This is a genomic window from Actinoallomurus bryophytorum (assembly GCF_006716425.1).
Classification (GTDB): domain Bacteria; phylum Actinomycetota; class Actinomycetes; order Streptosporangiales; family Streptosporangiaceae; genus Actinoallomurus; species Actinoallomurus bryophytorum.
Window position 1 is genome coordinate 146,672 of sequence record NZ_VFOZ01000003.1, and the last position, 25,296, is coordinate 171,967.

Annotated in this window: 21 protein-coding genes and 2 riboswitches; of the genes, 17 read left to right on the forward strand and 4 right to left on the reverse strand. The window is 71.3% G+C overall.

The window, feature by feature from the left end:
• Positions 1–188 precede the first annotated feature (188 nt).
• The gene (locus FB559_RS44435; RefSeq protein WP_185792748.1) at positions 189–575 is read left to right on the forward strand and encodes a DUF3761 domain-containing protein; all 387 of its coding nucleotides are present in this window, start codon (positions 189–191) and stop codon (positions 573–575) included.
• Between the two features lie 5 nt (positions 576–580).
• Here the strand turns inward: FB559_RS44435 and FB559_RS41965 are convergent, their stop codons facing one another.
• Positions 581–1,504 (reverse strand): NAD(P)H-binding protein, encoded by a 924-nt coding sequence (locus FB559_RS41965; RefSeq protein WP_141963567.1) that lies wholly within the window; start codon positions 1,502–1,504, stop codon positions 581–583.
• 146 nt (positions 1,505–1,650) lie between these two features.
• Here FB559_RS41965 and FB559_RS41970 point away from each other — a divergent pair, with 146 nt between their 5' ends.
• The 6 genes from FB559_RS41970 to FB559_RS41995 all read left to right on the forward strand — a co-directional run bounded on the left by FB559_RS41970 (position 1,651) and on the right by FB559_RS41995 (position 9,756).
• Complete coding sequence (locus FB559_RS41970) at positions 1,651–2,631, forward strand: aldo/keto reductase (RefSeq protein ID WP_141964138.1); 981 nt, start codon at positions 1,651–1,653, stop codon at positions 2,629–2,631.
• A gap of 190 nt (positions 2,632–2,821) precedes the next feature.
• Positions 2,822–4,453 carry a beta-N-acetylhexosaminidase gene (locus tag FB559_RS41975; RefSeq protein ID WP_221640729.1) on the forward strand — a complete coding sequence of 544 codons (1,632 nt, stop codon included), beginning with the start codon at positions 2,822–2,824 and terminating at the stop codon, positions 4,451–4,453.
• Between the two features lie 745 nt (positions 4,454–5,198).
• Positions 5,199–5,390, forward strand: a complete 192-nt coding sequence (locus tag FB559_RS41980) for a DUF397 domain-containing protein (protein ID WP_141963569.1) — start codon at positions 5,199–5,201, stop codon at positions 5,388–5,390.
• Between the two features lie 229 nt (positions 5,391–5,619).
• Positions 5,620–6,213, forward strand: coding sequence for a cardiolipin synthase ClsA (gene clsA, locus FB559_RS41985; protein ID WP_246122914.1), 594 nt, complete (start codon positions 5,620–5,622; stop codon positions 6,211–6,213).
• A gap of 31 nt (positions 6,214–6,244) precedes the next feature.
• On the forward strand, positions 6,245–8,743 hold the full coding sequence (locus tag FB559_RS41990; protein WP_141963573.1) for a mannose-1-phosphate guanyltransferase: 2,499 nt from the start codon (positions 6,245–6,247) through the stop codon (positions 8,741–8,743).
• Positions 8,740–9,756, forward strand: coding sequence for an alpha/beta fold hydrolase (locus FB559_RS41995; RefSeq protein WP_141963575.1), 1,017 nt, complete (start codon positions 8,740–8,742; stop codon positions 9,754–9,756). The genes FB559_RS41990 and FB559_RS41995 overlap by 4 nt, the downstream gene beginning before the upstream one ends.
• 7 nt (positions 9,757–9,763) lie before the next feature.
• Here FB559_RS41995 and FB559_RS42000 read toward each other — a convergent pair whose 3' ends face one another.
• Positions 9,764–10,168 carry a hypothetical protein gene (locus FB559_RS42000; protein ID WP_141963577.1) on the reverse strand — a complete coding sequence of 135 codons (405 nt, stop codon included), beginning with the start codon at positions 10,166–10,168 and terminating at the stop codon, positions 9,764–9,766.
• 145 nt (positions 10,169–10,313) lie between these two features.
• On the opposite strand from FB559_RS42000, the gene FB559_RS42005 reads away from it, so the two are divergent.
• The 7 genes from FB559_RS42005 to FB559_RS42035 all read left to right on the forward strand — a co-directional run bounded on the left by FB559_RS42005 (position 10,314) and on the right by FB559_RS42035 (position 16,776).
• A complete protein-coding gene (locus FB559_RS42005) occupies positions 10,314–11,168 on the forward strand; it encodes a DUF881 domain-containing protein (RefSeq protein WP_185792749.1) in 855 nt (284 codons plus the stop codon).
• Positions 11,165–11,497: a small basic family protein gene (locus tag FB559_RS42010; protein WP_141963581.1), complete on the forward strand. Its 333-nt coding sequence runs from the start codon at positions 11,165–11,167 to the stop codon at positions 11,495–11,497. The genes FB559_RS42005 and FB559_RS42010 overlap by 4 nt, the downstream gene beginning before the upstream one ends.
• Positions 11,494–12,180 carry a DUF881 domain-containing protein gene (locus tag FB559_RS42015; protein ID WP_141963583.1) on the forward strand — a complete coding sequence of 229 codons (687 nt, stop codon included), beginning with the start codon at positions 11,494–11,496 and terminating at the stop codon, positions 12,178–12,180. The genes FB559_RS42010 and FB559_RS42015 overlap by 4 nt, the downstream gene beginning before the upstream one ends.
• A gap of 328 nt (positions 12,181–12,508) precedes the next feature.
• Positions 12,509–13,087, forward strand: a complete 579-nt coding sequence (locus FB559_RS42020; RefSeq protein ID WP_141963585.1) for an FHA domain-containing protein — start codon at positions 12,509–12,511, stop codon at positions 13,085–13,087.
• Between the two features lie 94 nt (positions 13,088–13,181).
• Entirely contained in the window at positions 13,182–13,895 is a 714-nt protein-coding gene (gene ftsR, locus FB559_RS42025; RefSeq protein WP_141963587.1) for a transcriptional regulator FtsR, read from the forward strand.
• Positions 13,896–14,526: 631 nt separating this feature from the next.
• Positions 14,527–14,997: a bifunctional nuclease family protein gene (locus FB559_RS42030; protein WP_141963588.1), complete on the forward strand. Its 471-nt coding sequence runs from the start codon at positions 14,527–14,529 to the stop codon at positions 14,995–14,997.
• 1,185 nt (positions 14,998–16,182) lie between these two features.
• On the forward strand, positions 16,183–16,776 hold the full coding sequence (locus FB559_RS42035) for a MerR family transcriptional regulator (RefSeq protein WP_246122915.1): 594 nt from the start codon (positions 16,183–16,185) through the stop codon (positions 16,774–16,776).
• Between the two features lie 40 nt (positions 16,777–16,816).
• On the opposite strand, the gene FB559_RS42040 is transcribed toward FB559_RS42035, so the two are convergent.
• Positions 16,817–19,228, reverse strand: a complete 2,412-nt coding sequence (locus FB559_RS42040; protein ID WP_141964142.1) for a lysylphosphatidylglycerol synthase transmembrane domain-containing protein — start codon at positions 19,226–19,228, stop codon at positions 16,817–16,819.
• A gap of 197 nt (positions 19,229–19,425) precedes the next feature.
• A complete protein-coding gene (locus FB559_RS42045) occupies positions 19,426–20,205 on the reverse strand; it encodes a TetR/AcrR family transcriptional regulator (RefSeq protein WP_141963592.1) in 780 nt (259 codons plus the stop codon).
• A gap of 114 nt (positions 20,206–20,319) precedes the next feature.
• Here FB559_RS42045 and FB559_RS42050 point away from each other — a divergent pair, with 114 nt between their 5' ends.
• The 3 genes from FB559_RS42050 (at position 20,320) to gcvP (ending at position 25,293) form a co-directional block, all read left to right on the forward strand.
• Positions 20,320–21,273 carry an ATP-binding cassette domain-containing protein gene (locus tag FB559_RS42050; protein WP_185792775.1) on the forward strand — a complete coding sequence of 318 codons (954 nt, stop codon included), beginning with the start codon at positions 20,320–20,322 and terminating at the stop codon, positions 21,271–21,273.
• Positions 21,273–22,127, forward strand: coding sequence for an ABC transporter permease (locus tag FB559_RS42055; protein WP_246122916.1), 855 nt, complete (start codon positions 21,273–21,275; stop codon positions 22,125–22,127). The genes FB559_RS42050 and FB559_RS42055 overlap by 1 nt, the downstream gene beginning before the upstream one ends.
• A 72-nt stretch (positions 22,128–22,199) precedes the next feature.
• Positions 22,200–22,297: riboswitch (glycine riboswitch) on the forward strand.
• Positions 22,298–22,408: riboswitch (glycine riboswitch) on the forward strand.
• Between the two features lie 50 nt (positions 22,409–22,458).
• Complete coding sequence (gcvP, locus tag FB559_RS42060; protein WP_141963596.1) at positions 22,459–25,293, forward strand: aminomethyl-transferring glycine dehydrogenase; 2,835 nt, start codon at positions 22,459–22,461, stop codon at positions 25,291–25,293.
• The last annotated feature ends 3 nt before the right edge of the window (positions 25,294–25,296 follow it).

The window sequence follows — 25,296 nt, forward strand, 5'->3', positions numbered from 1 at the left end:
CGCCTGAGGTGACGTGACCCGCCGGGCCGCACTCAGAGTGCCCGTGCGTTCACGCGGACGAGTCCTTCGTGGTTGGAGGGGCGAATGTTTCCTTTCTGTCCTGTACCGGTCACCGTCCGGCATTTCCGCCAACCGACGCCGCTCCCCTTACGTCTGACCTAGGCAGCCGACCGAACGGGGTGACAGTGATGCGGGCCAGGAACTTAGCGCCGGCACTCGTCGCGTGTGTCCTTCTGACCGCCTGCGGGCCGGCCGCCGGCGAGAACGCCGGCGGCGAGGCGACGCCGAGCGTCCTCGCGAGCGACCCGGCGACGCCGTCGGACACGCCGAGCGAGCAGGAACCCGCCTCGCCGGCGCCACGGCACACGGCGCCGCACAAGAGGACGCCGCCGCGCCGTCCGGCGCCGGCGGCTGCGCCGCGGAAGGCGCCGCACCGGGCCGTGCGCCACGCGCCGAAGGCCCCGGCCCATCCCGCCGGCGCGACGGCGGTGTGCCGGGACGGCACCTTCTCCTACGCCGCCCACCACCAGGGGGCGTGCTCCCACCACGGCGGCGTGCTGAAGTTCTTTCGCTGACCCCGCTACCGGGTGAACAGCTCGGAGTGCAGGGTGACGAACTCCTCGACGGTCTGGGCCGGCCGCCCGGTGATCTGCTCGACGGTGCGGGTGGCGCGGTCGTAGCGGTTCTCGCGGTGGAGGCGCGCCATGGTCGCGATGTGGTCCTCGAGGTGGGACGACAGGCCCGCGGAGGGGAGCACCTGGGCGAGCCACTCGTCCAGGGGCACGTCCACGTAGGAGATCGGCCGGCCCAGCGCACGTGCGTACTCCTCGGCGATGCCGGCCAGGTCCTGGGACCGGGGCCCGGTCAGTTCGAGGACCTGCCCGAGATGCGGGCCCGGATCCTCCAGGACCGCCGTGACGACCCGCGCGACGTCCTCGGCCGCGACCGGTGAGGTGCGGCCCGTACCGAACGGGAGCCGGATGGTCCCGCTGTCCTTGATGGAGACGGCCGCCAGGGTGGTGAACAGGGGGTTGTCGATGAAGGTGGTCGGGCGTATGTGCACGACCGGCAGCCCGGACCAGTTCAGCACCTGCTCGGACAGCCAGTGCAGGCGTTGCTGGTGCGACTCCTGAGTGCTCGTCGCGTCCATCTGCGAGACGGTCATCTGCGAGAGGCCGACCAGCGCGTCGAGATCACCGGCGGCGCGGGCCACCGTCGCGACCGTGGCGGCCGCCTCGAGATAGGAGGGCGCCACGCTCATGCTGAAGAACATCCGGCGCGCGCCGTCGAGGACCCGCGCCACGTCGGCGGGGTTCGTCAGATCACCGGCGACGACCTCCGCACCGAGGACCCGCAGACGATCCGCGCGTTCGTCCTCACGGTGCACCATCGCCCGTACGCGCCGGCCGTGGCCGAGCAGCGACCCGACGACGGTGCGGCTCACGGATCCGGTACCCCCGCCGGCCCCGGTCACCAGGAACAGCCCGTCCGGTCCACCTTCCATACGGTCCAGCGTACGCAGCCGGCCGTGCTCGCCTTCGATCCGAAGGGTTTCCGTGGTCGGGGCCGTGGGTTCGGCCCTGCCCGTCCGAGGGCGACGGCGGGAGAATCCGGGTGTCCGTGCACGGGTGCGGGCCGGGAGAGGACGTCATGGAGTACGCGCGGCTCGGGGCATCGGGGTTGACGGTGTCGAGGCTCTGCCTGGGGATGATGGGCTTCGGCGATCCGTCGCACAAGGCCTGGCAGCTCGGTGAGGAGGCGGCCGAGCCCATCGTCCGCCGGGCGGTCGAGGCCGGGGTGACGTTCTTCGACACCGCCGACATGTACTCGGGCGGGGCGGGCGAGGAGGTCGCCGGGCGGCTGCTGTCCCGGCTCTTCGCGCGGCGCGACGACTACGTGCTCGCGACGAAGGTCTACTACCCGACCGGCGACGGGCCGAACGACCGCGGGCTGTCGCGCAAGCACGTGATGGCGGCCATCGACGGCTCGCTGCGGCGGCTCGGCACCGACCACGTCGACCTCTACCAGATCCATCGCTGGGACGCCGGGACGCCGATCGAGGAGACCATGGCCGCCCTGCACGACGTCGTACGCGCGGGCAAGGCGCGCTACATCGGCGCCTCCAGCATGTACGCCTGGCAGTTCGCGAAGGCGCAGTACACCGCGCGTGCGGCCGGCTGGACGCCCCTCGTCTCGATGCAGAGCCACTACAACCTCGTCTACCGCGAGGAGGAGCGCGAGATGATCCCGCTCTGCCTCGACCAGGGGGTCGGCGTCGTTCCCTGGAGCCCTCTCGCACGCGGGCTGCTGGCCGGCACCTGGGAGCGCGGCGGCGAGCGGCGCACCGTACGGTCCGGCGAGGACACCTACGGCGAGACGCTCTACGACGAGGGCGACTTCGACGTCGTGGACGTCGTACGCGAGGTCGCGGCCGCCCGTGGCGTGCCGCCCGCGCGGGTCGCGCTCGCCTGGCTGCTCGGCAAGCCCGCCGTGACCGCGCCGGCGTTCGGCGCGACCAGACCCGGCCATCTGGAGGACGCGCTGGCCGCCCTCGACCTGACGCTGACCGACGATGAGGTGGTCCGGCTCGAGGCGCCGTACCGGCCTCATCCGGTCCGCGGACATTCGTGACCGCGCCGAGCGGGTAGGTGCCTTGACGTGACGAAGGAGTTTCCCTATCGTCCCGAGCGAAAGGAAACCTTCCTTACAAACGCTGGCCGGGACACCGCCGGACACGGGGAAAGACCGCCGCGTTCATCCGGACGGGACATTTCCGGCCTGGTGCGGCCCCGCAGGCCGCCCGTCCCCAGCGGAGGTTCGCTTGGCAGGCCCACCACCGACCGAGTCCGGCACCATCGGCCGCATGTTCTCCGGGCGCCGCGTCCTGGCCGCCACCGTGGCGGCGGCGGCCCTCGTGTCCGTACCCGGCGCACCCGCCTCCGCCGGGGGGCTCCCGGCCTCTCCGGCCGCCGTGGCGACGCCCCACGTCGTACCCGCTCCCACGTCGCTCCGCACCGTGCCCGGCGTGTCCTTCACGCTGACCAGGAAGACGCGGATCGTCGCCCGGCCCGGCTCGGGCACGGCCGGCAGCTACCTCGCCGGCGTCCTGCGCCGCTCGACGGGCTATCCGCTGCCGGTCACCGTGAGCGGCGGCTCCCGCGACGTCATCGACCTCGCCCTTTCCCGCAACGAGAAGGGGGAGGGCTACCGTCTCGCCGTCACGAAGGCGTCGGTACGCCTGGAGGCCGGCACGGCGGAGGGCCTGTTCCGCGGCGTCCAGACGCTGCGCCAGCTCCTCCCGCCGTCGGTCGAGTCGCCGACCAGGAAACCCGGCCCGTGGACGATGCCGGGCGTCCAGGTCGAGGACTCACCGCGCTTCGCCTGGCGCGGCATCATGCTGGACGTGTCGCGGCACTTCTTCACGGTCCAGCAGGTCGAGCGCTACATCGACCAGGCCGCCGCCTACAAGATCAACATGCTGCACCTCCACCTGAGCGACGACCAGGGCTGGCGCATCGCGATCAACGGCTGGCCGAGGCTGACGACGTACGGCGGCAGCACCGCGGTCGGCGGCGGCAAGGGCGGCTACTACACGCAGGCCGACTACACGCGGATCGTCCGGTACGCCGCCGAGCGCTACATGACGGTCGTCCCGGAGATCGACGGTCCGGGCCACACCAACGCGGCCCTCGCGTCGTACGCGCAGCTGAACTGTGACGGCAAGGCACCGCCGCTGTACACCGGCACCGAGGTCGGCTTCAGCTCGTGGTGCATCGCCAAGCCCGTGACGTACGAGCTGCTCGACGACGTGCTCGGCCAGCTCGCGCGGCTGACCCCCGGCCCGTACCTGCACATCGGCGGCGACGAGGCGCACAGCACGACGCCCGCCGACTACGCCACCTTCATCGGGAAGGTGGCCCCGATCGTGGGTAAGTACGGCAAGAAGGTGGCCGGCTGGAACGAGATCGGGGCGGGCAAGATCCCGGCCGGCTCGGTCGCCCAGTACTGGAACACCGCCAAGGGCTCGGAGGACGGCACCCAGACGGCACGTGACGCCGTGGCCCAGGGGGCCAAGGTCGTGATGTCGCCGGCGAACCACGCCTACCTGGACATGAAGTACGACGAGAACACCCCGCTCGGCCAGGACTGGGCCGGTCTCGTCGAGGTCCAGGACTCCTACGATTGGGATCCCGCGACACTCGTCGACGGCGTGACCGAGAAGAACGTCCTCGGAGTCGAGGCGCCGCTGTGGTCCGAGACGCTCGTGACCAGCGACGACATCGAGTACATGGCGTTCCCGCGGCTGCCCGCCATCGCCGAGATCGGCTGGTCTCCGCAGGCGGCGCGCGCGTGGAGCGACTTCCGGCTGCGTCTCGCCGCGCAGGGACCGCGGTGGACCGCCGCCGGGGTCCACTTCTACCGCTCGCCGCAGGTGCCCTGGCCCACCTCCTGACACGCCACCCGGGCCGTGGCCGACTCGCCTGAGCCGGCCACGGCCCGTGCGGCTCGCCCGGTCCATTGACGCCGGCCGCCCGGTGGACCGGCCCGCCGTCGTGGCCGGGCGCTACGGCGTACCGCGAGCGTGACCGCCGTGACGGACAGTCACGGAAGGTCGCAACTCCGGCTGTGATTTTCTGTGAACCCGAGACCCCTTCCACCGTGCTGACCTGCGGGGTTACGTTCGAAGTGTCCACGAGACCAGCGGGTGTGCCGATCCCTGAGTGGATTTCGCAACGAGTCGCACCGCCCAGCCCGCGTGGCCGCGCGGACGAGTAGAGATGGCGGGGCCGCCGATCCGCCCCAGAAGATCAGGCCCTGCCACTGCGCCGGTCCTACGCGCATCCAGGACCGGTGATACGGGCGCTGGACGCCTGAGGCCGCTTCCAACCGAGCGGCCGCGACGTCCAGCGCCCCTCCCATGCCGGCGCCGAACGATGCCGACCCTCGCGATCGGCTGATTCGTAGGCCCGGGGACGTTATCTTGTGATTCGGCCGACAGGATCGATGGATCCGAACGCGCCCGGAAATGTGCACAGTCATTATGCATGTGCACATGGCATGTGCAGGTTCTATGATGTCGGCATTCACGGTGGATGCGCGGGGGCCTCGGCCTACCCCGGCCGGACTACTCACCGCAACATCTTCCGCCGATCTTGTGGCGCCCGCCATCCGACAGGACGTCGCACAGAGGGGGCCCGATGTGTCGGAGCGAACCTGGCGTGCCGTCGTGCGTCCCAGCCGTCGCCGGCTGGCGAAGGAGTAGTTGGAGCAATCCGAGTGGCAACTGCGTGGAGCTGGCGTTCGTACCCGCCGGACCCTGCCCCTCGCCACCGGAGCCGACGGGCATGGACGAGGCGACAGCGAGACGGGCGCGCCGGCCGGATCGATAGCATGACGCACGTGGTCCGGGCCAGTGCCGCCCCGGCCGCTGGCCGAAGCCGGACGGAGCGAGGGCCCCTAAACCGGGTAACCCTCGCCGGGACCGCCGAGGCCGCCGGGGCGTACGGGCAGCGTGCGCCGTCAATGGCTTATTCCGGTTGTGTTCCGGACCACTTATTCGGCGCGCCAGTACCGACAGGTAAGGTCATGACCAGCGCCGGGGACCGGGGAGGGTGGCCGTTGAACGACCGTCTGTGGACGTGGCCGAACGCACTGAGCTTCGCCCGTCTACTGGGCACCCCTGTCTTCCTATGGCTTGTGCTGGTCAAGCAGGACTGGTGGGCGCTGGGCATCCTGGTCTTCGCCGCCCTGTCGGACTGGCTGGACGGCAAGCTCGCCCGGATCCTGGACCAGACCAGCCGGATCGGCACGCTCCTCGACCCGGCGGCCGACCGCCTCTACATCTTCGCCACGCTCATCGGCCTGGTCGTCCGCGACATCGTCCCGGTGTGGCTCGCGGTCGTGCTCGTCGCCCGTGAGCTGTACATGGGCCTGCCGCTCTACGTCCTGCGCCGGCATGGTTACGGGCCGCCCCCGGTGCACTTCATCGGCAAGGCCGCCACGCTCTGCCTGCTGTACGCCTTCCCGCTCCTACTCTTGGGCGCCCACGAGGGGGCCTGGGCCACCGTCGCGAAGGTCATCGGCTGGGCGTTCACCCTGTGGGGGACCGGTCTGTACTGGTGGGCGGCGGTCCTCTACACCGCCCAGGTCCGGCATCTCGTACGTTCCGGCGACAACTCCGGTGAACTGAAGGGAGCGGAACCCCGACCATGATCGGCGCACCCATCGCGAAGGAGTGGCTCCCGTGAAGGCCGTTGTGATGGCGGGTGGTGAAGGGACCCGGCTGCGCCCGATGACGGCCAACCAGCCCAAGCCGCTGCTCCCGGTGGTCAACAAGCCGATCATGGAACACGTGCTGCGCCTGCTCAAGCGGCACGGCTTCACCGAGACCGTCGTCACGGTCCAGTTCCTCGCCGCTCTCGTGCGCAACTACTTCGGTGACGGCGAGGAGATCGGCATGGCGCTGAGCTATGCCACCGAGGAGATGCCGCTCGGCACCGCCGGCAGCGTCAAGAACGCCCAGGACGCGCTCCGCGACGAGCGTTTCCTGGTGATCTCCGGCGACGCCCTCACCGACATCGACCTGACCGACCTGGTGCGCTTCCACAAGGAGAACGGCGCACTCGTCACCATCGCGCTCAAGCGGGTGCCCAACCCGCTGGAGTTCGGCATCATCATCATCGACGACGACGGCCGGGTGCAGCGGTTCCTGGAGAAGCCGACCTGGGGGCAGGTCTTCTCCGACACCGCCAACACCGGCATCTACGTCATGGAGCCCGAGGTCCTCGACCACGTCGCGGCGGGAGAGTCGGTGGACTGGTCCGGCGACGTGTTCCCCAAGCTCCTCGCCGAGGGCGCCCCGCTGTACGGCTACGTCGCGGACGGCTACTGGGAGGACGTCGGCACCCACGAGAGCTACCTCAAGGCCCAGGCCGACATGCTGTCCGGCAAGATCGACATCGAGCCGGACGGCTTCGAGGTCTCGCCGGGGGTCTGGGTGGCCGAAGGCGCCGAGGTCGACTCGGAGGCGGTGCTGAAGGGCCCGCTCTACATCGGCGACTACGCCAAGGTCGAGGCCGGTGCCGAGCTGCGCGAGTACACCGTGCTCGGCAGCAACGTCGTGGTCAAGGAGGGCGCGTTCCTGCACCGCGCCGTCGTGCACGACAACGTCTTCATCGGGCCCTCCACGAACCTCCGCGGCTGCGTCGTCGGCAAGAACACCGACGTGATGGCCGGTGCCCGCATCGAGGAGGGCGCGGTCATCGGCGACGAATGCGTGATCGAGTCCGAGGCGTACGTCTCCAGCGACGTCAAGGTCTACCCGTTCAAGACCATCGAGGCCGGCGCGGTCGTCAACACCAGCGTGATCTGGGAGTCGCGCGGCCAGCGCACCTTGTTCGGGCCGCGCGGCGTCTCCGGGCTGATCAACGTGGAGATCACGCCGGAGCTCGCGGTGCGCCTCGCGAGCGCGTACGCGACCACGCTCAAGAAGGGCGCCGACGTGACGGCCTCCCGCGACGCCTCGCGGGCCGCGCGTACGCTCAACCGCGCCGTGCAGAGCGCGCTGACCGCGAGCGCCATCAACGTACGGGACCTGGAGGCGATCCCGATCCCGATCGCGCGCTACGCGACGGCGCGGGAGAACACCTCCGGCGGCATCGTCATCCGCACCACCCCGGGCGACTCGCAGGGCGTCGACATCCTCTTTCTCGACGAGGACGGCGCCGACCTGTCCCAGGGCGCCCAGCGGAAGCTGGAGCGGGTGTTCGGACGGCAGGAGTACCGCCGGGCATTCCCCGGAGAGATCGCCGAGCTGTCCTATCCGTCCCGCGTTCTGGAGACCTACGTCCGCGACCTCCAGCGCTGCGTCAACATGCGCGGGGTCCGCGAGGCCGGCCTCAAGATCGTCGTCGACTGCGCCGGCGGCACCGCGTCACTCGTGCTGCCGCAACTGCTCGGCCGGCTCGGCGTCGAGGTCCTCACGGTCAACAACCGGCTCGACGAGGTGTCGCCGACCGAGACCCTCGCCGAGCGCATGCGCGACCTGCAGCGGCTCGGCGACCTGGTGTCGTCCTCGCGCGCGGCGTTCGGCGTACGGTTCGACCCGGTCGGCGAGCGCATCACCCTCGTCAACGAGAACGGCGAGCTGATCAGCGACGACCGCGGCCTGCTCGTCGTGCTCGACCTGGTCGCCTCCGAGCGCCGGGGCGGGCGCGTGGCGCTCCCGGTCACCACGACGCGCGTGGCCGAACAGGTCTGCCGCTTCCACGGCGTGCAGGTCGAATGGACCTCGACCTCACAGGACGTGCTGACCAAGGCCGCCGCCACGGAGGGCAGCATCTTCGCGGGCGATGGCCGCGGCGGTTTCATCATCCCGGAGTTCAGCCCCACGGTGGACGGCATCGCGGCCTTCATCCGGATGCTCGGGCTGGTCGCCCGCACCCGCCTGACCCTGTCCCAGATCGACCACCGGATCCCCGAGGCGCACCTGCTCAAACGGTCCGTCCCCACGCCGTGGGCGGCCAAGGGCAGCGTCATGCGCCACGTCGTCGAGGCCGCGGGCGACCGCGAGGTCGACACGACCGACGGCGTACGCGTCATCGAGGACGACGCGAGCTGGATCCTGGTGCTGCCCGACCCGGCCGAGGCCGTCACCCACCTGTGGGCCGAGGGCGTCGACCGCGACTCCGCACAGGACCTCCTGCAGGACTGGGCCAGCGTCGTCGAGAGCGCCGGTACGTGATCGATGCCGCCGAGCCCGGTGGTGCACTGACCACCGGGGACGACGCGGTTCCCGTACGGCGCCGCTCGTGGGCGCGAAGATGGCTGCGCCGCGCCGGCATCGCCGTCGTCGCGTTCGTGGTCGCGGCCACGGTCTTCTCCCTCGTCTACAACGCGGCGACCTCGGGGCGCGCACGCCCGCCGGCCGGGCTGACCTACGTACGCACCGGCGATCTGATGACGCGGTACCGCGTGTGGGGGAGCGGCGGCTCGCCGATCGTGCTCGTGCACGGCGCCGCGGAGTCCGCCGACACGTGGGAGCGCCTGGCGACGGTGCTCGCACGTGACCACCGGGTCTACGCCCTGGACCTGAACGGCGCCGGCTACACGGAGCGCCGCGCCCCGTACGACCTGGACCACCAGGTACGCCAGCTGCTGGCGTTCATCGGCGCGATGGGGCTCGAACGGCCGACGATCGTCGCCCACTCCGCCGGCGCCGCGACCGCCGCGGAGGCGGTGCTGCGCTCACCCGGCCAGGCCGGTGCGCTGATGCTCCTCGACGGCGACGCGCTCAAGGGAGGCGCGGGTCCCGGCCCGGCGGCGCACTACCTGATCCTCCCGCCGTACCGCACCACGCTGCTGAGGCTGGTCCTGCACTCCGACCGGCTGATCCGGACCATCTACTCCTCCCAGTGCGCGCCCGGCTGCCCGCACCTGGACAAGGCCGGTGTGGACGTCTGGCGCCGGCCGTACGAGGTCGCGGGCGCTGAGGAGGGGGTCTGGGGCTCGCTCAAGTACGGCGTACCGGGCCTGAGCGAGTCGCGGCTGACCCTGCTGCGCGGCGTCGGCCTGCCCAAGGCGGTCGTGTTCGGCGCCGACGACCATGTCTTCGCCGCGACCTCGGCGGCCGACACGGCACGGCGCGTCGGCGCGCCGACGCCCACCCTGATCCCCGGCGCCCGCCATCTCACGATGATCTCCTCGCCGGCCGAGGTCGCGCGCGCCGTCGAGGATCTCGCCGCCCGCCGCCGCTGAGCGGACCTCAGCGCGCTCGGCGCAGCCGCCCGGAGACGCGTACGTGACCGGCCTGCACGGTCACGCCGGCGAAGTTCCCCGCCGCCTCGGCCACCCAGTAGCTGCCCTCGATGACGACCGCCGGAATGTGGCGGACCTCCCGGTTACGGCCGCCCCCGGTGAACTGGGCGGTGACCTCGGAGACCCCCGCGGGCAGCTGACCCCACGCCAGGGCCCACGGCTCACCGCCCCGCGCGTTCCGGCGGGCGCCGCGCAGCACCGACACCGAGACCGTGGTGGCGACGCAGACGTCCGCGACGCGGCAGCCCTCGTACACCTCCAGCGCGGCCCGGTCCGCCGCCGCGCGCCCCACACGGACGGTCCAGCCGCTGATCGGCAACCGCAGCAGCGGGACTTCCCCCGTCTGTTCCATCGATGACCCCCATCATCGGAGCGAGCGGGCACGCAGTCCATCGCCCCCGCCTTGGCGGCCGGTGCACGTCCGCTCAGAGTTCCCTGTGAGTTTCGCCGGACCCACCTGGTCCACCGGGTCCCGTGGGCTTGCCACAATGGGGCGGATGAGTGAACAGGGAGCGAAGAGGCGATGGGACCGGCCGGACGCCTCCATGTCGCTGCTCGCCGACCTGTTCTCCGGCTCCGGCCTCGATCCCGGCTACGAGGCCGCGGCGGCCCGCCGCGCCGCCTCCGGTGACCGCGGCGGCGGGCCGGGCCGGGTGTCCCGGTTGCTCGCCGCGATGGTCCTCCTCGGGCTGCTCGGCGCCGTCGCCGTCATCCAGGTACGCCGGGGCGCGCCGGTCGCGCAGCGGCAGCGTGAGGCCCTCATCACCCAGATCCACCAGCGCACCGAGGAGACCGGCGCGCTGCAGCGCCAGGCCGACGCGTTGCGAGCACGCACCGAGGTGCTGCGGCGCTCGGCGCTCGCCCAGAGCGACGCCGGCCAGACCGCCCGTCAGGACCTCGACCGCGCGACGGGCGCGGCGGCCGCCGCGCCGGTCAGCGGGGACGCCACGGTCGTCACGGTGGACGACTCCCACAGCGCGCGCGGCGCGACCGCGCAGCAGGACGGCCACATCTTCGACCAGGACCTGCAGCGGCTCGTCAACGGCCTGTGGGCGGCCGGCGCCACGGCGGTCGCCATCAACGGGCAGCGCATGACCGCGACGACCGCGATCCGCTCCGCGGGCGACGCCATCCTCGTCGACTACCGGCCGTTGTCACCCCCGTACGCCGTGACCGCCCTCGGGGGATCGGGCCTGGCCAGGACCTTCGCCGCTTCCCCGACCGGTAAGGCCTTCCGCACCCTCGAGGCCACGTTCGGCATCCGCTATGACATCCGTCAGGAGGACGGCGTGCGGCTGCCCGCGGCGCCTGCCCCTAGCCTTCGCTACGCACGGACGGAGACGCCCAAGTGATCGCGTTCATCGGCCTCGTCGCCGGAGTCGCCCTCGGCTTCGTGCTCCATCCCGGCGTGCCCCTGTGGCTACAGCCCTACCTGCCGATCGCGATCGTCGCCGCGCTCGACGCCATGTTCGGCGGCCTGCGGGCGAGGCTGGACGGCATCTTCGACGACAAGGTGTTCGTCGTGTCGTTCCTCAGCAACACGATCATCGCGGCGCTCATCGTGTTCTTCGGCGACCAGCTCGGCGTCGGCTCGCAGCTGTCGACGGGGGTCGTGGTCGTGCTCGGCATCCGCATCTTCTCCAACGTCGCGGCGATCCGGCGGAAGCTCTTCCAGGCATGAGCGAACCCGAGCCCCGGAGAAGGCCCGTCGCGCTGCTGCGGCCGCGTCTCAACCGCGGCCAGCTCATCGTGGCCGTGCTGTGCGCCGTGCTGGGGTTCGCGGTCGCGGCCCAGGTGCGTTCCAACGACAGGGACACCAAGTTCGCGAACGCGCGCCAGGACGAGCTGGTCGGCACTCTCGGTGACCTCTCACAGCGTTCGGACCGGCTGCGTTCCGACATCCGCGACCTGGACGACACCAAGGCCGGGCTCGAACGCGACACCCAGGGGCAGGCGGCCCTCCAGGACGCCCGCAGGCGCGCGCAGACGTACGGCATCCTGGCCGGCACACTGCCGGCGATCGGGCCCGGCATCGAGCTGACCGTGGACGATCCCCAGAGCCGCGTACGCGCCGCGTCCCTTCTCGACACCCTGGAGGAGCTGCGGGACGCGGGAGCCGAGGTGGTGCAGGTCGACGGCGTACGCGTCGGGGTGAGCACGTACTTCACGGACGCGAGCGGCGGCGCCGTCGTCGCCGACGGCAGCACGCTGACGCGGCCCTACCACTTCCTGGCCATCGGCGACCCGCACACACTCGCCACGGCGCTGAACATTCCCGGCGGTGTTCTGCGCTCGCTGCGGAACAGTGGCGCCGAAGGAGTGGTCACACAGCGGCAGAAAATCACTATTCAGGCGGTAAGATGATCATTGGTCGTGTCCTTATTACTTCTGGGGCGGTGCGTGTTTCATCCGGTTCTTCACCCGCGCGGCGGCGTGGACCGGCGATCAGTACCGACGGTAGCTTGGGGCATACGACGCCTGTCGTGGTTGATTCTTCGGTCATTGCCGCGTAGGTTGCGGCAACCGTCGTCGTGGCGGGTGAGGGACGAAACGGGCGTCATCGCCGACGGCGCTCGAAGGGGGATCGTGTGCTGGGGATGGGCCGGATGTACGGTGCCAGTCAAGTGCTCGACTTCCGTGCCGTACGGTCCATGGGCACACACGAGCCATAGGTAGGAGGCCGAGCCGATAAATGCCGAGCGTCTACTGCACGCAGTGCGGTCACGCCAATCCGGATGATGCCCGCTTCTGCTCGAATTGCGGCACACCGCTGAGCCGGAGCGTTCCGCCACCGGTCATGGGCGAGCCCGGCGATTCGACATCGACGATCTCGCTGGGCGCGGTCGATGCCGTCGAGGGTGAGCCGGGCGATGAGCTGCCACCGGACCAGAGTGGGGTCGAGGCCCTCCCGCCGAACACCGCGCTCCTGGTCGTCAAGCGTGGGCCGAACGCCGGGAGCCGGTTCCTCCTGGACAAGGACTCCACCACGGCGGGCCGCCACCCGGAGAGTGACATCTTCCTCGACGACGTGACCGTGTCCCGCAGGCACGCCGAGTTCTACCGTCGCGGCCCGCAGTTCTCCGTACGCGACGTGGGCAGCCTCAACGGCACGTACGTCAACCGCGAGCGGATCGACGAGGCCGGGCTGTCCGGCGGCGACGAGGTCCAGATCGGAAAGTTCCGGCTGGTGTTCCTCACCAACCCCCAGGCGACCCCCCACCATCACGTCGCCGACGGAAGGGGCGACGGTCGCCCGCCAGGAGGACTGTGAGGCGGCTGGACGCCGGCGTCGTCCGTGAGGCGCGCGTGGGGCGCGCCCGCGGGGAGTCTGTGAGCGCGGAGGGCGGCGTGCGGCGGGGGCGCGAATGAGCACTTCGGCCGCCCGCGCCCACATGACGATCGGCGAGGTGCTGGGGCTCCTGTCGGCGGAGTTCCCCGACATCACCGTCTCGAAGATCCGCTTCCTCGAGGCGGAGGGGCTGATCGAACCCGAGCGCAGCCCGTCCGGCTACCGCAAGTTCGCCCCCGCCGACGCCGAGCGGCTGCGGTTCATCCTGGCCGCACAGCGCGACCACTACCTGCCGCTGCGGGTCATCAAAGAACACCTCGACGCCGTTGACCGTGGCCAGAACCCTCCGCCGCTGGCAGGCCGCAACCGCCGCCCGCCCCGCGGCCTGGTCGCCACGGACAGCGTGTTCGAGGACGCCGGGGACGTACGCCTGACCCGGCGCCAGCTTCTCGACACCACCGGGGTGGACCCGGAGGTCCTCACCGAGCTGGAGGAGTTCGGGCTAGTGAGCCGGACGGGCGGCCAGTACGACCGCGACGCACTGACGATCGCACGCGCGGCGGCGGCGCTGCGCTCCTTCGGCTTCGAGGCCCGTCACCTGCGGGCGGTCAAGGCCGCCGCCGACCGGGAGATCGGACTGATCGAGGCCGCCGTCGCACCCACGATGCGCCAGCGAAGCCCCGGCGCCCACGCACGCGCCGCGGAGACCGCGAACGAGATCGCGTCCCTGTCGCTGAAGCTGCACGCGGCCTTGGTCTCGACCGGCCTGCGCGCCGCCCTCGACCCCTGACCCGCGCGTACGGACGCCTGTGCCCGCCGCGCGCCCTCGCACCGCGCGTCCTCGCACCGGGCGCCTGCTGCGGCCTCGCGCCGAGCGGATCGATGGGAGCCTGGGCGAGAACACGTTCGACCCTCGCTTCCTCACGCGGTGGTACGCCTGACCGCTCCGGGAGTGGTTTTCTCCACCTGCCCGAACATTCAGGTCGCACTTGCTCGATCGTGATCGCGCTTTTCGTGACCTTGGTCGCGGGCTCGCGCGACCGGGGTGCTCGGCCTGCGGAGTTCTTCGGAAATCGGCGCATCGCTTCGTACGGGGTTCCGGCCTTCCTGGAGCGTTCGCGAAGCGACTCGGGTTCGATTTCGGAGCCCTGTTCGGCGAGCGTGCCGGGTTCGCCGCCCGTGCGGTGTTCGAAACTTGCCGTGATCAAGTCCGCCGCGGCGGCACGCCCGGGACCGTAAAGATCATGGATGCTGCCAGGGCCGGACCGCCTGTGTGCCCGGCCGCTCAGGGCCGCTCCGGTCGGCGCGCCGGATCCTGTGGATCATCCAGGTCCGGCCTTCCACGGCACCCCGGCGCGGCCCGGCCGGGGTGTACGTTGGGCTAAAGGGTTTCAGGTAAGCCGTCTCAGCAGGGAGCCGCTGTGAAGCAGATGGAGGTCGTCGGCGTACGGGTCGAGATGCCCTCCAACCAGCCCATCGTGCTGCTGAAGGAGACGGATGGGGACCGTTACCTGCCCATCTGGATCGGAGCGGTGGAAGCCACCGCGATCGCCTTCGCCCAGCAGGGTGTGCTGCCGGCCAGACCGCTCACCCACGATCTCTTCCGTGACGTGCTGGACGCGTTCGAGGTCCAGTTGCGCACGGTGAACATCACCGCCCTGCGCGAGGGCATCTTCTTCGCCGACCTGGTCTTCTCCAACGGCGTCGAGGTGAGCGCCCGCCCCTCGGACTCGATCGCCCTCGCCCTGCGCACCGGCGCGTCGATCTTCGCCAGCGAGGAAGTGCTGGAAGAGGCCGGCGTGGCGATCCCGGACGAGCAGGAGGACGAGGTGGAAAAGTTCAGGGAGTTCCTCGACACCATCTCGCCGGAGGACTTCGGCCGCGCCACCTGAGGAGCGGGCCCGGCCGGCACCGAGCCCGCCGTGCGCGCTCTTTCTGATGCGCTACGCCTTCGAGGCGGACCCGATCCGCCCGCCCAAGCCCGCTCCGACCGGGCACCTCCGGGTGCCTGGGCTGGCGCGACCCGCCTGAGCCCACTCTGACCGGGCACCCTCCGGGTGCCTGGGCCGGGGTGACCCGCCCAAGCCCGCTCCCACCGGACACCCGGGGGGTGCGCTGGCCCGCGTAAGAGGTCCCACCCTCGACGTGGTGGTGTTGTGGCTCAAATAGCTACCTCCCGTGGTGACCCAGGGCCGGTCGCCGCCCGTGTGGTGACCCGGGAAGCGAGCCTGGTCGGCACCGGGCCCGTCGGCGGCCCCACGGGCCCTCACGCCTCAGGCTTCGGGCCGCGTAGATCCGTTGGCGGGCCGGGAGGGTGAGCCCAGGGGCCGGTCGCCGCCCGTGTGGTGACCCGGGAAGCGAGCGCGGTCGGCACCGAGCCCGTCGGCGGCCCCACGGGCCCCCACGCCTGACGCCTCCGGCCGCGCAGATCCGCTGGCGGGCCGGGAGGTGGCATCCGGTGGGGGCCGGGGTTGCGTTCCCAAGGCGGGCCGGGAGTGGTGGCGTTCCGGCGGTGGGCCGGGACCGCATGCCCATGGTGGGCCGCGAGTGGTGGCAACTGCGAGGGTGGCGGAGCCGCCGCGAGAAGGCTCGGCTCCGCCGGGCGCTCTGGCTCTTCTGTCCCTTGAGGCCGGGACGCGGCGCGGGGGTGGTCGCCCCTTCAGCGCGGTGTGTCCGGCGGTGCGGAGCCGGCGCCGGAGGGCGTGGCGTCGCTCGGCGCGGTAGGGGGCGGGCGTGGGCGCGGATTGCGACGATCGGACGCTCGCGTGTGATCTCGACGTAACCCCCATATACCCGAAACCGTCCTTCCCGCAGGAAATCAAGTGGGAAAGTTTCTTTTCAGCAGTCTTGGGCATAGCCTCGTGTCCAAGGGCCGGTGGTACGTGGGCAGACGCCCCAATGTCAGCGACTGTGGTGATTTGGAGACGTCGTAACGGTTTGCAGTCGCGTGCGACGCGCCGAGGGCGGACGTTGACCCTGGTCTGGCCGCGACCTACCGTGCTGCTTGAACCCCCGCGGTGTAATTCCGTCAAACCCCCTTGGTGGATCACTGCGGGATGATAGAGCCGGAGGTCCGCGTGGCGGCAAGCAGCGGCGAGGGCAAGGCGGCCCGCGACAGGCGCGAAGCCTCTCAGCGCGCCGGAGAACAGGGTCTCCTGTTCGGCGGCGTGGTCTCACCTCTTCCCGACGATGTCGGGTACCGCGGCCCCACGGCATGCGCGGCAGCGGGCATCACCTACCGGCAGCTCGACTACTGGGCGCGTACGGAGCTGGTGCAGCCCAGTGTGCGTTCGGCGCACGGCTCCGGTTCGCAACGTCTCTACAGTTTCCGCGACATCCTGGTGCTGAAGGTCGTGAAGCGGCTGCTCGACACGGGGGTGTCGTTGCAGCAGATACGCACGGCCGTGGAGCATCTTCGGGACCGGGGAGTCGACGACCTGGCGCAGATCACCTTGATGAGCGACGGGGTGAGCGTCTACGAATGCATGTCCGCCGACGAGGTCGTCGACCTGTTGCAGGGCGGCCAGGGGGTGTTCGGCATCGCGCTGGGACGGGTCTGGCAGGAAGTCGAGGGCAGCCTGGCGGATCTGCCCGCCGAGCGGGCGCACAGCGACCACGACGGCCCGAATGACGAGCTCGCCCACCGCCGCCGCGCACGCCGTACCGGCTGACACGGACCGACGGCGGCGAGGGGGACCGCCGCCGGCAGGCTCAGATCGTCTCGCTGCGCTGGAGATGGGTGAACGCCGCCCAGCCGGGCAGCACCGGCAGCCAGAACGTCAGTAGCCGGAACATCAGCACCGCGGACGTCGCCGTCCCCGCGGGCAGTCCCGCGAGCGTCAGGCCCAGGGAGAGCGCACCCTCGACCGCGCCCAGCCCGCCCGGCGTGGGCACCGCCGAACCCAGCGCGTTGCCGGTGAGGAAGACGACGGCGACCGTCGTCAGGTCCAGTGAGCCTCCGAACGCACGGATCGAGGCGTCCAGGCAGAGCACGAACGCCGCCGTGAGCAGCAGCGTGCCGCCCAGGCCCGTCGTGATCTTCTTGGGCGACTGCAGGACGTCCAGGAGCCGGGGGACGACCCCGGCGAACAGCGACCGCGTACGGGACGTGATGAGGCGGCGCACCGGCCCGATCGAGAAGAGCGCGATCGTGAGCACGGCCGCGGTCAGCAGCGCGATGATGATGATCCGCGAGGGTGGCAGGGCCGGGCCGGTGGTGCTGCCCGTCACGTAGCCGAACAGCAGGATCAGCAGGACGTGGCACGCCATCCCGGTGAGCTGTGAGGCGCCGACGCTCGCGGCCGCCTGCCCGGCCGGCACCCCGGCCTTCTGCAGATAGCGCGTGTTCACCGCGATGCCGCCCACCGCGGCGGGCGCCACCAGCTTGACGAACGACGCCGCGACCTGCACCAGGACCGTACGCCACAGGCGCAGGCGCTCGGGTACGAAGCCGATCAGCATGAACGCCGCCGCCAGGTAGCTGACCGCCGAGGCCAGCAGGCCGACGCCGAACCACCGCCAGTCCGCGTGGGAGATCAGCGCGACGACGTCGACGTTGCCGAGCTGGGACAGCAGGAGGTACGCCCCGGCGGTCCCGGCGATCACGCTGACCAGCGTCCGCGGGCTGAACCGGTCGAGCTGCGCGGGCTCGGCCGCGATCTCGGGCCGCAGGATCCGGATCTGTTCGCGGACCCCGCTGAGCAGGCCCTTGTCCCTGCGCAGGGCGGCGCGCGTGCTCCGGGCGAGCACCACCTTCTGCAGCAGGGGCACGGCGCCGGCGAGGGACTCGGGGCCGAGCACCTCCGCGGCCGTGCGCACCGCGCGCTCGGGACCGGCCCGCAGGGCCACGTCGGTCAGCAGCTGGGCCAGGTCGATGCGCAGGGCGAGGTCGCCGGCGGCGGTCTCGCCGGTGCGCAGGTCGATGAGGTAGGGCCGGCCGCCGGGGCCGACCAGGACGCTTTCGGCGACGAGCCGCCGATGCGCGAGCCGATGTCGCTGGAGCGTGCCGAGCAGACCCCAGACCGCGACGAGCAGCTCGTCGGTCAGCGCCTCTTCGGGCAGCTCCGCCAGCGTGCACCCCGGCACGTGCTCGTAGGCCAGCAGCGCCGCCTCGCTGCCGACCTCGGAGGTGGCCAGGAGCCGTGGGGTCGCGGCGTCCGCGGCAGCGGTGGCGTACGCCATCAGCGACTCCTGCTCCAGCGACCGGCGGAGCGAGCGGATCGTACGCCGTGGTGTCCCGCCCCGGAGGCGTACACGTCGCCACAGGCGGTAGATCAGGCCGGCGCTCTGCTGGTCGCGGTCGAGCACGGTCACGTCGATGCTGCGGCCGTCGGCGAGGATCGCGCCGTAGCCGCGGAAGCCGTCGGGATCCCCGGAGGTACGGGTGGCGCGGACCGCGTCGAGTCCGACCCGCCGCAGGGCGGTCATCACGGCACGGCCCGCCGGGCGGGTGTTGGGGGAGCCGACCGCGTAGAGCGTGGCGTAGCCGACGGCGCGCCCGATGACGTACGTCGTCACGACCGCGAGCGGGGTGATGGCGCCGGCCGCCAGCGAGGCGACCGCGTCCAGGCCGATGACCGCCCAGGTCACCATCTGCCAGCGCGCGCGTCCCCCGAGCCGCACCGCGGTGACGTAGGCGATGACCGGGGTGATGTCGATGTGCGCGGGGCCGGGGAACCAGCCGCCGTGCCGTCGCCACGTCAGGTACCACGCGAGGTCGCGCATGCCGGCGGCGGTCGCCCAGGAGTCGACGGTGAGTGACACGCCGAGCGCCACGACCGCCGCGATGACGCCGATCGCCACCCGCAGCCCGTCGCGGCGGATCACGCGGTCGACGCCGAAGGCGACCGGAACGGCGAGCACGCCGATGCCCGAGGCGAGCCCCGCGAGCGTGAGCAGCAGATGCGGGGCCTGCTCGGTCCCGTGGGTGATGTCGGAGGCGAGCCCGCTGGTCGTCTCCCGCGCCACGTGCGCGAGGCTGAGGATCACGACGATCACACCGAGGGACAGCAGGAACCGGATGGCGTCCGCCGGCCGCCGGATGCGCGCCGGCAGCGAGGGTTCGTCGACCACGGGACCGTCCGCGACGCCACGCGCGGCCTCGTCGCGGGTCCGCGTCAGCATGTAACCGTCGCGAGGCCGATCGGGGGATTCGTTAGCGGGCACGAGATGAATCTTCCCAGGCCCGGGCCCGGCTTATCGGCGTGATGCCCGCCGAGGGCATGGAAGGACACTTAAGTAGGCCCTTACGGTGCGGGCCGCAGTGCACTTTCGCGTCCCGGGAAAAGATCTGCCACAGGCCGCCCAAGTGGCCGGACGGCTCAGATGCCGAGGCGGGCGGCGATGCCGTCGAGCACGCACCCGAGGCCGAACTCGAACTGCCACTCGGCGTCGTCCTCGTTCGAGCCCTCGATGACGTAGCGGGCCACCTTCGGGTAACGGCCGGAGTTCAGCATCCACCGGACCCACGGCACGTAGGCGAGCCGCGCGTCGTCCTCGGACTTCCAGCCTTGCCGCTCGAGAGCCTCCCGCTGTGTCACCTCCGCGAAGACCGCGCCGCGCGCGAAGGAGTTGACCGTGCCGAACACGGCCATCATCGTGTCGACATCGAGGCCCAGGCCCTCGATGGAGCTCAGCGCCTTCTCCATGACGGCGACGTTGGCCGGGGACAGTGACGCCGGCACGCGGGCGAAGGCCTGGTACATCCAGCGATGCCGCAGGCTGAGGGCGCGCAGCTGCCTGGCGTAGGAGTCGGCGACGGTGCGCCATCCGGCGTCCGGCAGGGCGAGGTCGGCGGCCACCACGTCGAGCATCAGCTCATAGATCTCGTCCTTGCCGGTGACGTAGCGGTACAGGCCCATCGTCGCGACACCCAGCCGCTCGGCCAGATGCCGCATGGACACGGCGCTCAGGCCGTCGGCGTCGGCGATCTCGACGGCGGCGCGCGCGATCTGGTCGTGCGTCAGCGCCGGGCGCGGGCCGCGGCTCGAGCCCTCGATCCGCTCCCAGAGGGTCGGCTTCTGGTGGGTGCCCCGCTCTCGCCGCTCCTCGTAGGCGGAGCCGAAGGGGTTCTTCCGGCCTTCATCCCCAGGTGACGCCATGCCTGCCTCTCATCCCGATCGCGTACAACGTACCAGCACTTGTACAACGTACGCAGTTATGCGTACGTTGTACCCACAGCGCGTACGAGGTACGCAGTCAGAGGGGATCGCATGATGACGAGTTCGGAGTCGGCCGTCTGGGCCGAGGGATTGCACAAGCGCTTCGGCAGAACCGAAGCGCTACGAGGGGTCGACCTGAATGTGCCACGGGGGAGCGTCTTCGGCCTGCTCGGCCCGAACGGCGCCGGCAAGACCACGGCCGTGCGGATCCTGTCGACGCTCACGCTGCCCGACGCGGGCCAGGCGCGGGTCGCGGGGTACGACGTCGTCCGCGACGCCGACGAGGTGCGCTACCGGATCGGCCTGGCCGGCCAGCACGCCTCCATGGACGAGAAGCTGAGCGGCCGCGACAACCTGCGGCTGTTCGGGCGTCTGTACCACCTGTCGGCGAAGGACGCCCGCGCGCGAGCGGACGAGCTCCTCACCCGGTTCGGCCTCGCCGATGCCGGTGACCGGTTCGTCAAGACCTACTCCGGCGGCATGCGCCGCCGGATCGACCTGATCTCCAGCCTGATCACGGCGCCGCCGGTGCTGTTCCTGGACGAGCCGACGACGGGACTGGACCCGCGGAGCCGGGGAGAGATCTGGGACACCATCAGGGAGCTCGTCGCCGACGGGACGACCGTGCTGCTCACCACGCAGTACCTCGACGAGGCCGACCAGCTCGCCGACCGGATCGCGGTCGTCGACGCCGGGCGGGTGATCGCCTCGGGCAGCCCGGACGAGCTGAAGGCCGAGATCGGCAGCCGGCTCGACGTGGTCGTCCCCGATGTGCGCGGGCTGCCCGACGCGGCCGCCGTGCTCGCCCGGATCGGCACGCCGGACACCGAGCCGGAGTACCGCCGGGTCAGCGTGCCGGTCAGTGGCGGGTCCATGACCCTGCCGTCCGTGGTGCTCGAGCTGGACCGGGCCGGCGTCGAGGTCGAGGACGTGGCGCTGCGCCGCCCCACGCTCGACGAGGTGTTCCTCCGTCTGACCGGAAAGATCGACGAGAAGGTGAGTGCCTGATGGCCGTCGAACTGCCCGTACGGGCCATCGCACCGCCCGCACGCCCGTCCGGCCGCATGGACCGGATCCGCTGGACCTTGGTCGACGGCCGTACCGTGGTCTGGCGCAACCTCATGCAGCTCAAGTCACAGCCCGGCGAGCTGGTCGGCGCCATCATCTTCCCCGCGATCATGGTCGTCCTGTTCGGGTACGTGTTCGGCAGCGCGATCAAGGTTCCCGGCGGCGGCAACTACCGGGAGTACCTCATGCCCGGACTGTTCGCGATGACCGCGCTCACGAGCCTGATGACCACGATGCTGGCGGTCGCCACCGACGCCTCCAAGGGCGTCATGGACCGCTTCCGCTCGATGCCGATGGCCCGGTCCGCCGTTCCGTTCGGGCAGGTGGGCGGCGACATCCTGATCGGTGTCGTCGGCTTGGTCGCCATGGTCGGCTGCGGCTACGCCGTCGGCTGGCGCATCCACCACGGCATCCTGTCCGCGCTCGCCGCCTTCGGCCTGCTGATCCTGCTCCGGTACGCGCTGTCGTGGGCGGGAGTGCTGTTCGGGCTGCTCGTGAAGAACGAGGAGACGGCCGACCAGATGCTGCCGTTGGTCTTCCCGCTCTCGATGCTGTCCAACTCCTTCGTACCGACCGCGGGCATGCCGGCCTGGCTGCGGGTGATCTCGGACTGGAACCCGGTGAGCGCCGTCGTGGCGGCGTGCCGCGGTCTGTTCGGCAATCCGGGCGTCCCGGCCGGGCACGTGGCGTTGCCCCTGCAGCACCCGGTCGTCGCGACACTGCTCTGGTCCACCGTGCTGCTCGCGGTCTTCGCCCCGCTGGCGATCCGCCGCTACCGCACGGCGAACCGCTGACCCCGGTTACGGGTGGTGCGCGACGCGTTTTACGTGCAGGCGACAACCCTCCGGTAGGGTGGTAGACGCCGTCGAACCCGCGCGGGAGAGACTCCGGCACAACCAGCGCCGGAGCGCCGAAGGAGCAACCCTCCCCGGAACCTCTCAGGCAAAAGGACCGCGCGGGCCAGGCACCTCTGGAAAGCGGGACGCGGTGGTCATCCGGCCGCCCGTCCTCACCGAAGGTGCAAGCCGCGGACCTCGCGGCGAAGCTCTCAGGTTCAGGTGACAGAGGGGGAGACCGGCCACCGGTATGCCCGGTGGTACCCGCCCGCCGCCTGGAGGCTCCTTCATGACCGAGGTCCCGTTCGTTGATCGCCATGTCGGGCCGTCGCCGGCCGAACGCACTGAGATGGCCGAAGTCGCCGGATACGACGGAGTCGGCGCGCTCATCGACGCGGCGGTGCCCGTCAGGATCCGCACCGACCGGCCGCTCGACCTGCCGCCCGCGCTCAGCGAGGTCGGTGCGCTGGCCAGGCTGCGTGAGCTGGCGGCCGGCAACCAGGTCCTCACCTCGATGATCGGCCTGGGCTACTACGGGACCATCACCCCGGGCGTGATCCTCCGCAACGTGCTGGAGAACCCCGGCTGGTACACCGCGTACACGCCGTACCAGCCGGAGATCTCCCAGGGACGTCTCGAGGCACTGCTCAACTTCCAGACCATGGTGAGCGACCTGACCGGGCTCCCGGTGGCGAACGCCTCGCTGCTGGACGAGGGCACCGCCGCCGCGGAGGCGATGACCCTGGCGCACCGGGTGGCGCCGCGGGGGGGCGGCGACACCTTCCTGGTCGACGCCGACGTGCTGCCGCAGACGATCGAGGTGATCCGCACCCGGGCACTGCCGCTGGGCATCGAGGTGGTCGTCGCCGACACGTCGGCGGGCCTGCCGGAGGGCGACTTCTTCGGCGTGCTGCTGCAGTACCCGGGCGCGAGCGGCGTCGTACGCGACCTGGCCGAGGTCACCGAGGCGGCGCACGGGCGCGGCGCCCAGGTCGTGGTCGCCGCCGACCTGCTCGCGCTGACGCTGCTCAGGGCTCCGGGGGAGTTCGGCGCCGACATCGCGGTCGGCACCACGCAGCGCTTCGGCGTGCCGTACGGCTTCGGCGGCCCGCACGCCGGCTACATGTCCGTACGCGACGGCATCCAGCGGCAACTGCCCGGCCGTCTCGTCGGAGTCTCCGTGGACGCGGACGGCGACCGGGCGTACCGCCTCGCGCTGCAGACCCGCGAGCAGCACATCCGCCGGGAGAAGGCCACCAGCAACATCTGCACCGCACAGGTGCTGCTCGCCGTGATGGCGAGCATGTACGCCGTCTACCACGGCCCGGACGGCCTCAAGGGCATCGCCGAGCGGGTGCACGGACAGGCCTCGCGGGTCGCCGCCGGCCTGGAGGCGCTCGGCGCCGAGGTGGTGCACCAGGCGTTCTTCGACACGGTGCTCGTCCGAGTGCCGGGCCGCGTCGACGAGGTCGTGCGGGGTGCGCGCGAGCGCGGCATCAACCTGCGTCCGGTCGACGCCGACCACGTGGGGATCTCCTGCGACGAGACCACCACCGACGAGCACGTCGCCGGGGTTCTGCGGGCGTTCGGGGCCGAGGACGCACCGCCGGCGGCCGGCAGCGCGCTGCCCGCGGCCCTGCGGCGCGAGAGTGAGTTCCTGACCCATCCGGTCTTCCACGCGCACCGCTCGGAGACCTCGATGCTGCGCTACCTGCGCCGGCTCCAGGACAAGGACATCGCGCTGGACCGTTCGATGATCCCGCTCGGGTCCTGCACGATGAAGCTGAACGCCACGACCGAGATGGAGCCGATCACCTGGCCGGAGTTCGCCCAGATCCACCCGTTCGCGCCACTGGAGCAGGCACAGGGCTACGTCGAGCTGATCGGCGAGCTGGAGTCGTGGCTGGCCGAGATCACCGGGTACGCCAAGGTCTCGGTGCAGCCGAACGCCGGCTCGCAGGGTGAGCTGGCCGGCCTGCTCGCCGTGCACGGCTACCACGCGGCACGCGGCGAGAGCCACCGGAACATCTGCCTCATCCCGTCCTCGGCGCACGGCACCAACGCCGCCAGCGCCGTGATGGCCGGGATGCGGGTCGTCGTCGTCAAGAGCACCGAGAGCGGCGACATCGACCTCGACGACCTGCACGCCAAGATCGACAAGCACCGTGACGCCCTCGCGGCGATCATGGTGACGTACCCCTCGACGCACGGCATCTACGAGGAGACGATCGCCGACGTCTGCAAGAGCGTGCACGACGCCGGCGGTCAGGTGTACGTCGACGGCGCCAACCTCAACGCCCTGGTCGGCCTGGCCCGCCTCGGGGAGTTCGGCTCCGACGTCTCCCACCTGAACCTCCACAAGACCTTCTGCATCCCGCACGGCGGCGGTGGCCCGGGCGTCGGCCCGGTGGGCGTACGCGAGCACCTGGTGCCGTTCCTGCCCAACCATCCGCTGCGGCCCGAGGCCGGACCGGAGACGGGCAGCGGTCCGATCTCGGCGGCTCCGTGGGGGTCGGCGGGCATCCTGCCGATCTCCTGGGCCTACATCGCGATGATGGGCCCCGACGGCCTGCGCGAAGCGACCGAGGCGGCCGTGCTCGCCGCGAACTACGTGGCGAAGCGGCTCGCCGACCACTACCCGGTGCTCTACTCCGGCCGCGGCGGCCTCGTCGCGCACGAGTGCATCATCGACATCCGGAAGATCACCAAGGACACGAAGGTCACCGCTGAGGACGTCGCCAAGCGGCTCATCGACTACGGCCTGCACGCCCCGACGCTCGCGTTCCCGGTGGCCGGCACGCTGATGATCGAGCCGACCGAGAGCGAGGACCGCGCGGAGCTCGACCGTTTCTGCGACGCGATGATCGAGATCCGGCGGGAGATCGACCGCGTCGCCTCGGGGGAGTTCGACGCCGACGACAACCCGCTGAAGAACGCCCCGCACACGGCCGCGTCGCTGCTCACCGTCGACTGGAAGCACCCCTACACCCGCGAGGACGCGGCCTACCCGGTGCCGTCGCTGCGGGAGAACAAGTACTGGTCGCCGGTGCGCCGCATCGACCAGGCCTACGGTGACCGCAACCTGGTCTGCTCCTGCCCTCCGCCGGAGGCCTTCGAGTCCTGAGCC

Excerpts from the sequence above, each read along its gene's own strand:
- FB559_RS41970 (WP_141964138.1), top strand. The coding sequence starts at position 1,651 with ATGGAGTACGCGCGGCTCGGGGCATCGGGGTTGACGGTGTCGAGGCTC.
- FB559_RS42000 (WP_141963577.1), bottom strand. The coding sequence starts at position 10,168 with ATGGAACAGACGGGGGAAGTCCCGCTGCTGCGGTTGCCGATCAGCGGC.
- FB559_RS42050 (WP_185792775.1), top strand. The coding sequence starts at position 20,320 with ATGACGAGTTCGGAGTCGGCCGTCTGGGCCGAGGGATTGCACAAGCGC.
- FB559_RS41965 (WP_141963567.1), bottom strand. The coding sequence starts at position 1,504 with ATGGAAGGTGGACCGGACGGGCTGTTCCTGGTGACCGGGGCCGGCGGG.
- FB559_RS44435 (WP_185792748.1), top strand. The coding sequence starts at position 189 with ATGCGGGCCAGGAACTTAGCGCCGGCACTCGTCGCGTGTGTCCTTCTG.
- FB559_RS42005 (WP_185792749.1), top strand. The coding sequence starts at position 10,314 with ATGAGTGAACAGGGAGCGAAGAGGCGATGGGACCGGCCGGACGCCTCC.
- ftsR (WP_141963587.1), top strand. The coding sequence starts at position 13,182 with ATGAGCACTTCGGCCGCCCGCGCCCACATGACGATCGGCGAGGTGCTG.
- FB559_RS42020 (WP_141963585.1), top strand. The coding sequence starts at position 12,509 with ATGCCGAGCGTCTACTGCACGCAGTGCGGTCACGCCAATCCGGATGAT.
- FB559_RS42055 (WP_246122916.1), top strand. The coding sequence starts at position 21,273 with ATGGCCGTCGAACTGCCCGTACGGGCCATCGCACCGCCCGCACGCCCG.
- gcvP (WP_141963596.1), top strand. The coding sequence starts at position 22,459 with ATGACCGAGGTCCCGTTCGTTGATCGCCATGTCGGGCCGTCGCCGGCC.
- FB559_RS42045 (WP_141963592.1), bottom strand. The coding sequence starts at position 20,205 with ATGGCGTCACCTGGGGATGAAGGCCGGAAGAACCCCTTCGGCTCCGCC.
- FB559_RS42015 (WP_141963583.1), top strand. The coding sequence starts at position 11,494 with ATGAGCGAACCCGAGCCCCGGAGAAGGCCCGTCGCGCTGCTGCGGCCG.
- FB559_RS41980 (WP_141963569.1), top strand. The coding sequence starts at position 5,199 with ATGTGTCGGAGCGAACCTGGCGTGCCGTCGTGCGTCCCAGCCGTCGCC.
- FB559_RS42040 (WP_141964142.1), bottom strand. The coding sequence starts at position 19,228 with ATGCTGACGCGGACCCGCGACGAGGCCGCGCGTGGCGTCGCGGACGGT.